18 protein-coding genes and 1 other RNA gene are annotated in these 13747 nt (G+C 65.5%); 11 read left to right on the top strand and 8 right to left on the bottom strand.

The features are described 5' to 3' along the window. Positions 1–30 precede the first annotated feature (30 nt). Positions 31–393, bottom strand: a transfer-messenger RNA (tmRNA) gene (gene ssrA, locus RZN05_RS16825). A gap of 59 nt (positions 394–452) precedes the next feature. Here ssrA and RZN05_RS16820 point away from each other — a divergent pair. Then, on the top strand, positions 453–884 hold the full coding sequence (locus tag RZN05_RS16820; protein ID WP_317227842.1) for an RrF2 family transcriptional regulator: 432 nt from the start codon (positions 453–455) through the stop codon (positions 882–884). On the opposite strand, the gene mscL is transcribed toward RZN05_RS16820, so the two are convergent. Then, positions 881–1339 (bottom strand): large conductance mechanosensitive channel protein MscL, encoded by a 459-nt coding sequence (gene mscL / locus RZN05_RS16815; RefSeq protein WP_317227841.1) that lies wholly within the window; start codon positions 1337–1339, stop codon positions 881–883. The two genes, RZN05_RS16820 and mscL, sit on opposite strands and share 4 nt — an antisense overlap. 119 nt (positions 1340–1458) lie before the next feature. Between mscL and RZN05_RS16810 the strand changes: the two genes are divergently transcribed. The 4 genes from RZN05_RS16810 to RZN05_RS16795 all read left to right on the top strand — a co-directional run bounded on the left by RZN05_RS16810 (position 1459) and on the right by RZN05_RS16795 (position 4181). Then, a complete protein-coding gene (locus tag RZN05_RS16810; RefSeq protein WP_317227840.1) occupies positions 1459–2040 on the top strand; it encodes a LemA family protein in 582 nt (193 codons plus the stop codon). A 70-nt stretch (positions 2041–2110) separates the two neighbouring features. Further along, positions 2111–2986, top strand: a complete 876-nt coding sequence (locus RZN05_RS16805) for a TPM domain-containing protein (RefSeq protein ID WP_317227839.1) — start codon at positions 2111–2113, stop codon at positions 2984–2986. After that, complete coding sequence (locus tag RZN05_RS16800; protein WP_317227838.1) at positions 2986–3654, top strand: TPM domain-containing protein; 669 nt, start codon at positions 2986–2988, stop codon at positions 3652–3654. Before RZN05_RS16805 ends, RZN05_RS16800 begins: the two co-directional genes overlap by 1 nt. Further along, positions 3651–4181 carry an NUDIX hydrolase gene (locus tag RZN05_RS16795; RefSeq protein ID WP_317227837.1) on the top strand — a complete coding sequence of 177 codons (531 nt, stop codon included), beginning with the start codon at positions 3651–3653 and terminating at the stop codon, positions 4179–4181. The genes RZN05_RS16800 and RZN05_RS16795 overlap by 4 nt, the downstream gene beginning before the upstream one ends. A gap of 153 nt (positions 4182–4334) precedes the next feature. Here the strand turns inward: RZN05_RS16795 and folK are convergent, their stop codons facing one another. From folK to RZN05_RS16780, 3 genes are all read right to left on the bottom strand, one after another. Further along, positions 4335–4799 carry a 2-amino-4-hydroxy-6-hydroxymethyldihydropteridine diphosphokinase gene (gene folK / locus RZN05_RS16790; protein WP_317227836.1) on the bottom strand — a complete coding sequence of 155 codons (465 nt, stop codon included), beginning with the start codon at positions 4797–4799 and terminating at the stop codon, positions 4335–4337. A 167-nt stretch (positions 4800–4966) separates the two neighbouring features. Continuing rightward, positions 4967–5815: an N-carbamoylputrescine amidase gene (gene aguB / locus RZN05_RS16785; RefSeq protein WP_317227835.1), complete on the bottom strand. Its 849-nt coding sequence runs from the start codon at positions 5813–5815 to the stop codon at positions 4967–4969. A gap of 8 nt (positions 5816–5823) precedes the next feature. After that, entirely contained in the window at positions 5824–6798 is a 975-nt protein-coding gene (locus RZN05_RS16780; protein WP_317227834.1) for an agmatine deiminase family protein, read from the bottom strand. A gap of 361 nt (positions 6799–7159) precedes the next feature. On the opposite strand from RZN05_RS16780, the gene RZN05_RS16775 reads away from it, so the two are divergent. The 4 genes from RZN05_RS16775 to RZN05_RS16760 are packed head-to-tail and all read left to right on the top strand — an operon-like array spanning position 7160 to position 9224. Then, a complete protein-coding gene (locus tag RZN05_RS16775; RefSeq protein ID WP_317227833.1) occupies positions 7160–7669 on the top strand; it encodes a phage tail protein in 510 nt (169 codons plus the stop codon). A 12-nt stretch (positions 7670–7681) separates the two neighbouring features. Beyond that, on the top strand, positions 7682–8185 hold the full coding sequence (locus RZN05_RS16770) for a phage tail protein (RefSeq protein ID WP_317227832.1): 504 nt from the start codon (positions 7682–7684) through the stop codon (positions 8183–8185). Positions 8186–8196: 11 nt separating this feature from the next. After that, a complete protein-coding gene (locus tag RZN05_RS16765; RefSeq protein WP_317227831.1) occupies positions 8197–8718 on the top strand; it encodes a phage tail protein in 522 nt (173 codons plus the stop codon). Between the two features lie 8 nt (positions 8719–8726). Beyond that, positions 8727–9224 carry a GNAT family N-acetyltransferase gene (locus tag RZN05_RS16760; RefSeq protein WP_317227830.1) on the top strand — a complete coding sequence of 166 codons (498 nt, stop codon included), beginning with the start codon at positions 8727–8729 and terminating at the stop codon, positions 9222–9224. Here the strand turns inward: RZN05_RS16760 and RZN05_RS16755 are convergent. Beyond that, positions 9221–9496, bottom strand: coding sequence for a DUF6916 family protein (locus RZN05_RS16755; RefSeq protein ID WP_317227829.1), 276 nt, complete (start codon positions 9494–9496; stop codon positions 9221–9223). The genes RZN05_RS16760 and RZN05_RS16755 overlap by 4 nt on opposite strands. 174 nt (positions 9497–9670) lie before the next feature. Here RZN05_RS16755 and RZN05_RS16750 point away from each other — a divergent pair, with 174 nt between their 5' ends. Next, positions 9671–11653 (top strand): alpha/beta hydrolase family protein, encoded by a 1983-nt coding sequence (locus RZN05_RS16750; RefSeq protein WP_317227828.1) that lies wholly within the window; start codon positions 9671–9673, stop codon positions 11651–11653. Positions 11654–11708: 55 nt separating this feature from the next. On the opposite strand, the gene rpsD is transcribed toward RZN05_RS16750, so the two are convergent. Then, a complete protein-coding gene (gene rpsD, locus RZN05_RS16745) occupies positions 11709–12323 on the bottom strand; it encodes a 30S ribosomal protein S4 (RefSeq protein ID WP_317227827.1) in 615 nt (204 codons plus the stop codon). Positions 12324–12532: 209 nt separating this feature from the next. On the opposite strand from rpsD, the gene RZN05_RS16740 reads away from it, so the two are divergent. Then, positions 12533–12835: a chorismate mutase gene (locus RZN05_RS16740; protein WP_317227826.1), complete on the top strand. Its 303-nt coding sequence runs from the start codon at positions 12533–12535 to the stop codon at positions 12833–12835. 3 nt (positions 12836–12838) lie between these two features. Here RZN05_RS16740 and RZN05_RS16735 read toward each other — a convergent pair whose 3' ends face one another. Further along, positions 12839–13606, bottom strand: coding sequence for an RNA methyltransferase (locus RZN05_RS16735; RefSeq protein ID WP_317228554.1), 768 nt, complete (start codon positions 13604–13606; stop codon positions 12839–12841). Between the last annotated feature and the right edge of the window lie 141 nt (positions 13607–13747).

Genomic DNA, 13747 nt, shown 5'->3' with positions numbered 1-13747 from the left:
CTTCTGTTGCCCGGTGCTCCCCGTACCGCTGGAATCCCCTTCTGTTGCCCGGTGGGGTCCGACCGCGCATTTTAGTCTAACCTTGGGCCGTTAAGCCGTTGGGTTAGGCCGCAATAGCGAGTGCTTCGTTATCGTTGGCACTTGTGTTTCAGACCGTCACAGTGGCCCACGCTGAGAGATGGATGGCGCTTTTCAACACACGTCGATCCTGGTTCGGCCCCGTCAGAAACGGTGTCCAGATACACCACCGGTTATGGTGGAGCCGCCGGGTACTGCCCCCGGGTCCGCTGCGCCTATTGCACGCCTTCGTTTATCCCCATAGCCGGCCGAAGCCGGCAGCCGGGCAAGCCCGACAGCACCCATATAGGCGCGCGATCGCTTAATGAAAAGGTCAGGTTGGGGCCGTTAAGGGCCTTTCCACCGATCCAATCACTTGGCATGGAGAGTGCATCATGTTGACGCAGCGGTCTCGCTACGCGCTTCGCGCGATGCTCTTCCTTACCCAGCAACAGGCTGCGACCGGCCCGGTGCCGATGAACCGCATCGCCGCCGAGGCCAATGTGCCCCGGAAATTCCTCGAGCTGATTCTCGCCGATCTGCGCGAGGCGCAGTTCCTGGTTTCCACGCGCGGCAAGATGGGCGGCTATCGCCTCGCCCGTGCGCCGCACCTGATCTCGCTGGGCGAGATCATCCGCGTGATCGAGGGGCCGCTCGCTTTAGTCCCCTGCGTCAGCCGCACCGCGTATCGCCCCTGCAACGACTGCAAGGACGAAGCGAGCTGCGCGATCCGCCACGCAATGGCGCGCGTACGCGACGAAACTGCGCGCATCCTCGACGGCACCAGCCTCGCCGATGCCGTCGCGGAGGAACTTGCCGCAGCCTAGCTCGCGGCGTTCTTGCGCTTCAGTTCGTCGCGGATCTCGCGCAGCAGCACGACATCGGCCGGATCGGCTGCCGGCGGCGCGTCGCCTTCGGCCTTTTCGCGCTCGGCCGCGGCGATGATCTTGTTCACGCTGCGCACCAGCAGGAAGACGATGAAGGCGAGGATCAGGAAGTTGATCACCACCGTCACGAACTCGCCATAGCCGAACAGCGGGACGCCAGCGGCCTTGAGCGCGGCGTAATTGTCGGGCGATCCGGTATAGGTCGCCGGGATCGGCGCCAGCCGGATGAAATAGCTCGAGAAATCGAACCCGCCGAACAGCCAGCCGATCACCGGCATGATGATGTCGTCGGTGAGCGACTTGGTGATCGTGCCGAACGACGCGCCGATGATCACGCCGACGGCGAGATCCAGCACGTTTCCGCGCGCGATGAAGGTACGGAATTCCTTCAGCATGTGGCCCTTGCTCCTCTTCAAACCCGTTGCGCGCATAACCATGTCCGATTTCGCTATCGGGCTCCAGTGTTGCCGCCGTATAAGACACTCCTCGACAGATCCGGAGGATCAACCACGTGATGAAGTTTCGTGCCGTTCTCGCGCTCGCCGGCGCCGCCCTGCTCTCCGCTTGCGGAATCAACAGCGTCCCCACTGCCGAGGAGACCGCCAAGGCGCGCTGGGCCGACGTCCAGACCAACTACCAGCGCCGCGCCGATCTGGTGCCCAACCTGGTCAACACGGTGAAGGGTGCCGCTGCGTCCGAGGGCAAGATCCTCAATGACGTGACCAGCGCCCGCGCCCGCGCGACGCAGATCCAGCTGAGCGGCGACGACTTGACCGATCCGAGCAAGGTCTCGGCGTTCAACCAGGCCCAGAACGGCTTGTCGCTTTCGCTCCAGCGCCTCCAGGAAGCCTATCCCCAGCTCCAGAGCCAGGGCAATTTCAAGACGCTGATGGACCAGCTCGAAGGCACCGAGAACCGCATTGCCATCTCGATCCGCGACTACAACACCGCGGTGCAGGACTATAACACCCGCATCCGCACCTTCCCCGACGCGGTCGGCGCCAAGATCTTCTACGGTTCGAAGCCGATGACCCCGTTCCAGGCCCAGGCCGGCGCGGACAAGGCCCCGACGGTCGATTTCGGGAACACCAACTGATCCCGCACCCGTTCCTTGCTGGCGGGGCTGGCGGCATCGCCGCGGACCCCGCAGCCAATCGCGAGATCCTGTGATGCGTATCCTGCGGCTTCTGCTCGCTTTGCTGCTGTTCGCGCCGCTTGCGGTGCATGCGCAGACCTTTCCCAAGCGCGACCGCGAGCCCGTGGTCGATGCCGCCAATCTGCTCGATGCGGCGCAGAAAGCGCAGATCACGGCGCTTGCCGAGGAGATCAACACGGCGACGACGCGCCAGTTCGTCGTCGCGACGATACCCGATCTGCAGGGCTATGATATCGCCGACTATGGTTATCGGCTCGGCCGGGCTTGGGGGATCGGGCAGAAAGACGCCAATAACGGCATCCTGCTGATCGTCGCGCCCAACGAACGCAAGGTCCGGATCGAAGTAGGCTATGGGCTCGAGCCGATCATGACCGATGCGATGTCGAGCAGCATCATCCAGGATACGATCCTGCCGCGCTTCCGCGCCAACGACATGCCCGGCGGCATCGTCGCCGGGGCGCAGGCGATCGGCGAGCAGATGAAGCTACCGCTCGAAGCCGCGGAGGCGCGCGCCAAGGCGCAGGCCGACAAGGCGACCACTGCGACCCGGCAGAACCGCCGGTCGAGTGGCGGCGGCTTCCCCTGGGGGCTCGTCTTCTGGGGAATTATCCTCGTCTTCGTGATCATCCCGATGTTCGCGCGCGGGCGCGGGCGGAAATATCGCCGCGGGCCGTGGGGCGACCGGCGCTATAGCCGCGGCGGCGATGGCGGCGCACTGCCGATCATCCTGTGGTCGATCGCCAACGAGATCAGCCGCGGCTCGCATGGCGGCGGTTCGTCCGGATGGGGCGGAGGCGGCGGCGGTTGGGGAGGCGGCGGCGGTGGCGGCGGCTTCTCGGGCGGCGGCGGATCGTTCGGGGGCGGCGGCGCCTCGGGGAGTTGGTGATGCATCTTAGCGAAGCCGATCATGCGCGGGTCACTGCCGCGGTCTCGCAAGCCGAGCGCACGACCGATGGCGAGATCGTCACGGTCGTCGCCGGGCGTTCGGACGCCTATCACGACGTCGCGCTGCACTGGACGGTGTTGGCGATGCTCTTTGTCCTCGCGCTGCTCGCCTGGATACCCACGCCGGTCGAATGGCTCCATGCGGCGCTGATCGACGCCTGGTCGGATACGCCGCCACGCTGGTATCTCACCTTTGCGCTGGTGCTGATGGCGGTCACGTTCCTCGTCGCGCGCGTGCTGCTCGCGCTCGATGCGCTGCGCCTTGCGCTGACCCCGGGCAGGACCAAGACGCGGCGCACCCATGCCCGCGCGCTGGCGCTGTTCCGCACCGCCGTCGAGCTGCGGACCCATGGCGCGACCGGCGTCCTCCTCTATCTCAGCCTCGCCGAGCATCGCGCCGAGATTATCGCCGACGAGGCGATCCATTCGAGGGTCTCGGCGGATGTCTGGGGCGAAGCGATGGCGGTGCTGATCGCAGAGGTGAAGCAAGGGCGGCCCGGCGAAGGCATGGCACAGGCCGTCGCGCAGATCGGCAAGGTGCTTGCCGAGCATTTCCCGCGCAGCCAGGGCGACACCAACGAATTGCCGGACCGCCTGATCGAACTATGAGCATTCCCAAAGAGCCCGTCGAAACCGTCTGGCAGGGCAAATGGATCACCGCCAAGCGGCAGGGCAAATGGGAGTTCGTCGCGCGCGCCCGCTGCATCGGGGCGGCGGTGATCGTCGCGATCGATGACGACGACCATGTCCTGCTCGTCGAGCAATATCGCGTGCCGCTCGGCCGGCGCTGCCTCGAACTCCCGGCCGGGCTGATCGGCGACACGCAGGACGGCGACACCCCGCTCGACGCCGCGCGGCGCGAGCTGGTCGAGGAAACCGGCTATGATTGCGCCGCGGTGGAGGATCTGGGCTATTTCCATTCCTCGCCGGGCATGGTCAGCGAGGGCTTCACCCTGGTCCGCGCCACCGGGCTGACCAGGGTCGGCGAAGGCGGCGGCGTCGATGGCGAAGACATCCTCGTCCACCGCGTCGCGCGCGCCGACATCGCGCGCTTCGTCGCGGCGAAGCGCGCCGAAGGACTGGCGATCGACGTCAAGCTGCTGTTGTTGCTCGCGGATACGATCCTGGCAAACTAACTCCCCTCCCTGCTTGCCGGGAGGGGCTGGGGTAGGTGCGCGCGCCTGCGCGCTCAAAAGACTCTCTCGGCATCTCGCAGAACAGCGACGGACAAGGCATCGAGCCTCGCCTGCCGCTAAACCTACCCCAGACCCTCCCTTTCAGGGAGGGGATTACCGCCGCGCCAGCCGCGCCGCGAGGTGGCGCACGGTCAGCCCACTCACCGGATCACGCCAGCCGGGCGCCACCGACAGCAACGGCCGCAGCACGAAATCGCGCGTCCGGAACGCCGCATGCGGCACGGTCAGCCCGCGCTCGCCCCACGCGCCTTGTGACCACAGGATGATGTCGAGATCCATCACCCGCGCATCCCATCGCCGCCCGCGACGCCGGCCGAAATCGCGCTCGATCGCCTTCAGTCGCGCGAGCAGCGCCGGAGGGGTCTCGTCGCTCGCAACGAGCGCGACGGCATTGGCGAAGCGCCGCTTCGACGGCCCCAGCGGGGACGTGCGCAGCACCGGGGACACCGCGACGAGCCCGCCCAGCGCAGCAAGCGCAGCGGCGATCTCGGCCTCGGGACGGCCATGGCGTCCGGGGCGGTTGGAGCCCAGCGCGATCGCGTACACAGGAGTGATCACGCCCGCCGCCTACCATTCGGAGGCGGCCTTTCAATGTAGGAAATACTGTGCTGCACTTCGTCCGGCTCTTTGAACCGTCCACATGCATGCCGGCGCTGACGCAACAAGATTTCCTACTCGCGCAACTTCTGGAATGAAACAGTGCGAAAAGTGCGAAGTTAAGCGGATCAGATGTCCTGGACGAGTCGCCCGTACAGCTCGGGCCGGCGATCGCGGAAGAAGCCGAACGCCGCGCGGTGGCGCTTGACGCGGTCGAGATCGAGCTTGGCGGTAATCACCCCGGTCTCCTCCCGATCGAGCTCGGCGAGGATGTCGCCGCGCTCGTCGGTGATGAAGCTGGTGCCGTAGAAGGTCTGCCCATGCTCGACGCCGACGCGGTTGGCAGCGACGACGGGGACGACGTTCGACACGGCATGCCCCACCATCGCCCGGCGCCACAGCCGCGCGGTGTCGAGGCTGTCGTCATGCGGCTCGCTGCCGATCGCGGTCGGATAGAACAGCACTTCGGCGCCCATCAGCATCAGCGCGCGTGCGGTCTCGGGATACCATTGGTCCCAGCACACCCCTACGCCGATCCGCGCGCCGGGGCCGTTCCACACCTTGAACCCGGTATTGCCCGGCCGGAAATAGAATTTCTCCTCATAGCCCGGGCCGTCGGGGATGTGGCTCTTGCGATAGACGCCCTCGACGCGTCCGTCGGGGCCGATCATCGCCAGGCTGTTGTAATGATGCGGGCCATCGGCTTCGAAGAAGCTGGTCGGGATGTGGATGCCCAGATCCGCAGCAAGGTGCTGCATCGCCAGCACCGCCTTGTGCTCGTTGACCGGCTTGGCGTTCGAGAACAGCCCCTCGTCCTCGACGCGGCAGAAATACTCGCCCTCGAACAGTTCGGGCGGCAGCACGACCTGTGCGCCCTTGCCCGCCGCCTCGCGGACGAGCTCGGACACCGCCTTGATGTTGGCGTCGATATCGTTGGTGAAGGCGAGCTGGAGCGCGCCGACGGTGATCTCGGTCATGGGGTTCCTCAGAGCCGGGGGAGCTGCTGGCTGATGCAGTGGAAGCTGCCGCCGCCGGTCAAGATATGGTCGGCACGCTGGCCGACAACCTCTCGCCCGGGGAAAAGCGCCGCAAGCGCGTCGATCGCCGCCTGGTCGTTCTCCTGGCCATAGACGGGAACGATCACCGCGGCATTGCCGATATAGAAGTTCATGTAGCTCGCCGGGATGATCTCTTCCTCGGGGCTCAGCACGCGGCCGGGCGAGGGGAAGCGGACGACTTCGACGCCGAAGCGCTCGGCGCGTTGCGCGGCATCCTGGTAGATGCGCCAGTTGGGATCGTTGTCGGTCGCTTGCGGGATCAGCAGCCGGTTCTGAGCCACGAATCGCGCGAGATTGTCGACATGGCCGTCGGTATGGTCGTTGAGCAGTCCGTCGCCGAGCCACAGCACCCGGGTATAGCCGAGGTCGCCGGCGAGCAGCGCCTCGACATCGGCCTTGGTGAAATTGGGGTTGCGGTTGGGATTGAGCAGGCATTGCTCTGTGGTGACGACGAGCCCGGTGCCGTCGCCGTCGATCGCGCCGCCTTCGAGGATCCAGCGGCGCTCGTCGACGGTGAGCCCCTCGCGACGCGCGAGCCGGAGGCCGACATCCGAATCGCCTTCAAGGTCATACTTTCCGCCCCAGCCATTGAAGCGGAAATCGTGCGCGCGGCCGGCACCGTCGACGATCGGGCCGGTATCGCGCAGCCAGATGTCGCCGAACGGCTCGATCACCACGCGCGCGCTGTCGCCGACATGCCCGCGCGCCGCCGCCGCCGCTTCCTCGTCGGCGGCGACCAGGATCACGGTCTCGCCGCGCCCGCCGGCATGGACCGCGCGGGCGAAGGCGGCGACTTCGCCGCGCGCGGGCTCGAGATCCTCGAGCCACAATTCGGGATGGCTGGGAAAGCCGATCCAGACGGCTTCGTGCGGGGCCCATTCGGGAGGCGGGGGGAGAATCATTCCCGCGCTATTACTGTCCCGCGCGGCGCTTGTCTCGGATCGCGGGGAATTGAGGGTCATTGCCTGGCGATCCCTTATCCGCGCCGTTCGGGAGAATGCTCAACCTAAGGCCCGGTATTGGCGCCGATTTTCACAAATCTCGACGCAGTCGGCTACAAGTCGGACCGACCTCCCGAAAATATCATGCCGAATCCCAAGACGTAGGCGATGGGCCGTAGTAGATCACGCGCATGCGGGCATATTCCCGCCATTACCATTCACTTAGGTCAGGAGATTCCGAGCAAGATCAGCACGGTTACGAATAGGGCTTGCCGAAGTTCGTTTCGCCGGTACATTGCAAATCATCGGGGGGGATTCAGGCATGGCTGAGCCGTTTTTGTCGGAGCTTAGGCTTTTTTCCTTTGTCTTCGCGCCGAAAGGCTGGGCGTTGTGCAACGGTCAGCTTTTGCCGATCAACCAGAACCAGGCGCTGTTCTCGCTGCTGGGCACTGCCTATGGCGGCAACGGCCAAACGAACTTCGCGCTGCCGGACCTGCGGGGGCGCGTGCCGATGCATGTCGGCAACGGCCATCTCGCCGGCGAACGCGGCGGCGAGCAGGCGCACACGCTCACGATCCCCGAGATGCCGGGGCATATGCATTCGATGATCGCGTCGAGCGCGACCACGGGAAACACCAACGTCCCAGCCAACACCCTGCTGCTCGGAAGCTCGGCCCCGAACGATTTCTATGCCGGGCTGGCGGCACCGAGTACGCCGATCGGCGGCACGATCACCAATGCCGGCGGGAGCCAGGCGCACCCGAACATGCAGCCCTATCTGACCCTGTCCTGGTGCATCGCGCTCCAGGGCATCTTCCCCTCGCAGAACTGAGGAGGCCGACCGATGGCGCAACCCTATATCGGCGAGATCCGGATGTTCGCGGGGAATTTCCCGCCTGCGGGCTGGAGCTTCTGCGAAGGCCAGCTGCTGCCGATCTCGGAGAACGAGACGCTCTTCCAGCTGATCGGAACGACCTATGGCGGCGACGGGCAGGACACCTTCGCGCTGCCCGACCTGCGCGGTCGCGTGCCGCTCCACCAGGGCAACGGCTTCAATCTCGCGCAGCCCGGCGGAGTCGAGACGGTGACGCTGACGGGCCAGCAGATTCCCGTCCATACCCACCCGATGGTCACCTCGACCAACACCGCCGCCTCGCCGACGCCGACCAATGCGGTGATCGGCAAGTCGACCCAGGTCGACGCCTTCATCAATTCGCAGCCCGGCGACCAGTTGAGCAGCTCGGCGATCAGCTTCGCGGGCGGCAATCAGCCCCACGAAAACATGCAGCCGTATCTCTGCGTCGACTTCATCATCTCGCTGTTCGGGATCTTCCCGAGCCCAACCTGAGGAGCCGTCCCTTGGCCGATCCGTTCGTCGCCGAAATCCGGGTCTTCCCGTTTACCTTTGCGCCCAAGGGATGGGCGTGGTGCGATGGCCAGTTGCTGCCGCTTTCGCAGAACACCGCGTTGTTCTCGCTGCTGGGCACCACCTATGGCGGCAACGGCAAGAGCAATTTCGCGCTGCCCAACATCCAGGGCTCGGTCCCGATGCATCCGGGACAGGGGCCGGGGCTCGGCGTGTACGATCTGGGTCAGACCGGCGGCTCCGAGACGGTGACGTTGCTCGAATCCGAGATGCCGGCGCACAACCACCTGCTGATGGTCGCGAGCGGTGATGAGGCCGAGACCAACATATCGACCAACAACGCGCTGACGCGGTCCAAGGGCGGCAACATCTATGCGCCGGCCACGCCGACCACCCAGATGTCGAGCGGGCTGCTGCCGGTGATCGGTGGCAGCCTGCCGCACAACAACATGATGCCGTATCTTACGCTCTATTTCTGCATCGCGTTGCAGGGCGTGTTCCCGCCGCGGGGCTGACGAACGCCATGCCCTTGCCCCTTGTCGAGGCGGCAGCGCTGGGAGTTGCACTGCGCCCGATGTGCGACGCCGACCTGGCGTTCACCACTGCGCTCTATGCCTCGACGCGCGCGCAGGAACTTGCGCCGGTGCCCTGGCCGGAGGAAGCCAAGCAGGCGTTCCTCGCCCAGCAGCATGCCGCGCAGCACGCGCATTACCAGCAGCACTATAAGGGCATGGACGCGGCGATCGTCGAGCGCGGCGGAACGGCGATCGGCCGGCTCTATCTCTACGACATGCCCGGCGAGGTCCGCATCGTCGATATCTCACTGATGCCCGAGGCGCGGGGCCTGGGCCTGGGCGGCGCGATGCTGCGCGACGTTCTCGCGGCCGCGGCGGGTCGCAGCGTCACGATCCATGTCGAGAAGAACAATCCGGCGCGCACGCTCTATGCCCGGCTCGGCTTCACGATCCTCGACGACGATCGCGGCGCCTACCACCTGTGGGAATGGCGGGCGGCACCCTAATAGAATATCGCTTCGTAGCGGATGCCACGCGTGTCCCGCGCGGTCGGCACTATGAAGATCTCATGCCCCACGTCGCCGCTGCCGAATCGATACATGGCCTGCGGCAGAACCGGTTCGCTCGGGCCGAGGAACTCCAGCCGAAACGATCCACCCTCGCGTCCCGAATCCGGAAGCGCCTGCGCGCTGGCGAGCGTCAGGGGAAGCGTCGTATCCGCCGCGACGACGTCATACACCGTCCCTGTCGCGAAATCGGAGAGCCGTATCGGAGTCATGATGCGTGAACTTGGACGAAACGAAGCGTGACGGCGGCGGCAAAGCGCATGATCGATCCCAGTACGAACCAAGAATTAGGTGTACCAAGCTTGGCAGGGCCATTCCCGGTTCGCAAGCACGCTTGAACCTCGATCATTCGAAGGTACCATGTCTAAACAGACAAGGGGGAAATCGTGATCAGAAGTCTTGCGGCACTGGGCCTGCCCCTGTGCCTCGGTACGCCCGTGGCGGCGCAGAGCATCCAGGCAAAGCAGTTCGGCGCGCGCGAGATGATCCGCGACGTCAGCGTCTCGCCGGACGGGCAGCGCGTAGCGCTGGTCGTCGCCACGGGAACGCGGGGGACGGGGCTTGTGGTGTCCACGCCCGACGGGCAGCTCAAGTCGATCCTCAATTATACGGGCGACGCGCAAATCCGCTTGAGCGATTGCGCATGGTCGACATCGACGCGTCTGGTCTGCACGCAGTTCGGCATCGTCGCGAGCGGTGACGGCCCCGCGGGCATGAGCCGAATGATCGCAATCGACGCCGATGGTTCCAACGCCAAGGAACTTAGCGCCCGGCAGCGCTGGGGCCAACTCTACCGAGGCTATTATGGCGGGGACATCCTCGATTGGTTGCCCGACGGGGCGGGGAGCAACGTGCTGATGCTGCGCCATTTCGTCCCCGAGCAGAACACGGGCACGCTGGTGGGGCAATCCCGCGAAGGGCTGGGCGTGGAACGCGTCGATACCGTCTCGCTCAAACGCACGACGGTCGAATCGCCGCGCGCGAGCGCCGCCGACTACATCACCGATGGCCATGGGATGACGCGCGTCCTGGCAACCCGGGCACGGCTTGCGAGTGGATATTCCGGCGACGAGCTGGTTTACAAATATCGTCGCCCCGCCAGCAAGGAATGGGAAGCGCTCAGTACGGTCAAGTTGACCGGTTATCTGAGCGAAGGGTTCTGGCCCTATGCGGTCGATCGCGATCTCAACCTGGCCTATGGTTTCGACAATGCCGATGGACGCAAAGCGCTCTACAAGGTCGCGCTCGACGGCAGCCTCAAGCGTGAACTGGTCTTTGCGCGGCCCGATGTCGATGTGGACGGGTTGGTTCGGATCGGCCGCCAGCAACGCGTCGTGGGGGCGAGTTATGCCACGGACCGGCGCCATGTGAGCTATTTCGATCCCAAGATCAGCGCACTGGTTGCGTCGCTCAGCAAGGCGGTTTCGGGATCGCCCAGCATCGCGGTTACCGATGCGAGCCTCGATGAGAAGAAGCTCGTCGTGTTCGCCGGCAGCGACATCAATCCGGGCAACTATTACCTGTTCGACCAGGCGACGCGGAAAATGGCCGAGATCGCACCGGTCCGGCCGGACCTTGCTGGGGTCAAGCTCGCGACCGTCAAGCCGATCACCTACCGGGCCTCGGACGGCACGATGGTGCCTGCCTATCTGACGCTCCCGCCCGGCAGCGACGGCAAGAACCTCCCTGCGATCGTGATGCCGCATGGCGGTCCGTCGGCGCGTGACGAATGGGGCTTCGACTGGCTCTCGCAATATTTCGCGAGCCGCGGCTATGCAGTGCTTCAGCCCAATTATCGCGGATCCAGCGGCTATGGTACGCGCTGGCTCAGCGATAACGGCTTTCGTTCGTGGAAGCTGGCGATGGGCGACATACGCGATGCGGGGCGCTGGCTGACGGCGCAAGGCATCACTTCCGCAGAAAAGCTCGCGATCGTAGGCTGGTCCTATGGCGGCTATGCGGCATTGCAGACCAGCATGCTCGACGCCGGCCTGTTCAAGGCGATCGCCGCAATCGCCCCGGTTACCGATCTCGAGCGCCTGCAAGGCGAGCTCAAGGATTATTCGAGCGACGAGCAAGTAAAGAACATCCTCGGCGACCGCGCGCTTTGGAGCGAAGCCTCACCGGCGCAGAATGCCGCGCAAATCAAGGCGCCGGTCCTGCTCTTCCATGGCGATCAGGATCTCAACGTCGCGATCGGACAGTCGCGGCTGATGGCGTCGAAGCTGCGCGCCGCCGGGGCCAAGGTGGAGCTGGTCGAATATAAGGGTCTCGACCACCAGCTCGACGACAGTGCGGTTCGCGAATCGATGCTCGATCGGATCGACCTCTTCCTGCGTGAGACGCTGCGGCTTCCCCCAGTCTCCTAACGAAAAGGGGCGGCCCGCAAGGACCGCCCCTTCCGTTTTCTGGCTGGGATGCCGATCAGCGCGAGTAGAACTCGACGACCAGGTTCGGCTCCATGCGAACCGGATAAGGCACTTCGTCGAGCGTGGGCACGCGCGTGAAGGTGATCTTCGAGGCGCCTTCAGGCACGACATAGTCGGGGATGTCACGCTCGGAGAGGCTCTGCGCCTCCATCACCAGGGCCATTTCCTGCGCCTTGGTCGAGAGCGAGACGGTCTGGCCCGGCTTGATGCGGCGCGAGCCGATGTTGCACTTGTCGCCATCGACGCGGACATGGCCGTGGTTGACCAGCTGGCGCGCGGCGAAGATCGTCGGCGCGAACTTGGCGCGATAGACGATCATGTCGAGGCGCATCTCGAGCAGGCCGATCAGGTTCTGACCGGTGTCGCCCTTCATCTTCGAAGCGTCCTCGTACGAGCGCTTGAACTGCTTCTCGGTGATGTCGCCGTAATAGCCCTTGAGCTTCTGCTTGGCGCGCAGCTGGATGCCGAAGTCCGACATCTTGCCCTTGCGGCGCTGGCCGTGCTGGCCGGGACCGTACTCGCGCTTGTTGACCGGGCTCTTCGGGCGACCCCAGATGTTCTCGCCCATCCGGCGGTCGAGCTTGTGCTTGGCGCTGGAGCGCTTCGACATATTGAATCCTTTGCAATTACAGAACGACGTAGTCCGCTCTCCCGTTCGGGAACGCGGGGTTGTTCCCGGTATCCGCCTGCTGGTTCCTTGTGGGAGGGCAGGGCCACCGCTTCACCGGGGTGCGGGGCCATTGCGAAGGCGCGCGGTTAGCCGCCGGGGACGCCCAAGTCAAGCTGGACAGCGGCGCAGGCACTCGCCACAGGCGGGCCATGCAAGACATTCTCGATCCCGAAGCCTGCACGACGATGGCCGAGGTCCGCGCCGGCGTCGACGCGGTGGACCGCGCGCTGGTCGCGCTGCTCGCGCGCCGCTTCGGCTATATGGACGCGGCCGCGCGCATCAAGCCCGAGCGCGGCCAGGTGCGCGACGAGGCGCGCAAGGCGGAGGTCATCGCCAACGCACGCATCCACGCCCGCGCGGCCGGCCTCCCCGAGGCGCCGATCGGCGCGCTGTGGGAACAGCTGGTCGAGGCCTCGATCGCCTATGAGCTCGAGACGTTCGATCGGCGCTGAAGGTCAGTCGGCGCGGTGGCGCTTCCTGCCGTCGAGCGCCGAAAGCACTCCGCGCAGCGTACGCAGTTCCTGCGACGACCAGCCTGGCTTGGTGAGCAAGGTACGCAGCGTCCGCCGCGTTGCGGGGACGCGGTTCGGCGGGAAATAATAGCCCGAATCGGCGAGCATCCTATCGAGCTGGCCGATCATCCCGTCGAGTTCGTCCTGCGGCGCCGGAGGATCCAGCTCGGTCGTCGGCGGGCTGGCAAGGCCTGCCCCCTTCGACCATTCATAGGCGACGAGGATCACTGCCTGGGCAAGGTTCAACGAGCCGAATTCGGGGTTGATCGGCACGGTGAGGATCGTCCGGGCCAGGGTGACGTCCTCGGTCTCGAGCCCCGAGCGCTCGGGGCCGAACAGGATCGCCGAGCGCTCCGCGCCGGCCGCGCGGATCTCGCGCGCGGCCTGCTCGGGCGTGACTACCGGCTTGGTGACGCCGCGCTTGCGCACCGTGGTGGCATAGATATGGGTACAATCGGCGACGGCCTCGGCGACGCTTTCAAAGAGCTGCGCCCTTTCGAGCACCACGTCTGCGCCGCTTGCCGCGGGACCAGCCGAGGGATTGGGCCAGCCGTCGCGCGGGCTGACGAGGCGCATCTCGGTCAGCCCGAAATTGAGCATCGCACGCGCCGCCTTGCCGATATTCTCGCCGAGCTGCGGACGAACGAGGACGATGACCGGCCGGGGCGACTTCGGGGTTTCCTGGGCTAGCGGGGCGTCTTTCGGGGCGATGTCTGCCACTTTCGTTCACTTGACCTTTCATGATAGCGATACGGCATTCTCGCGGAATGGGGGCCGCCGTGATACGCTATCTTCGCTGCTTTACGCTTGTGTCGGCGCTGGTGGTGGCTGCGTGCGCCCCGCTGGGACGCT

This window comes from Sphingomonas sp. HF-S4 (assembly GCF_032911445.1).
GTDB lineage: Bacteria > Pseudomonadota > Alphaproteobacteria > Sphingomonadales > Sphingomonadaceae > Sphingomonas > Sphingomonas agrestis.
This window is presented reverse-complemented; position numbering and strand designations above follow the sequence as displayed.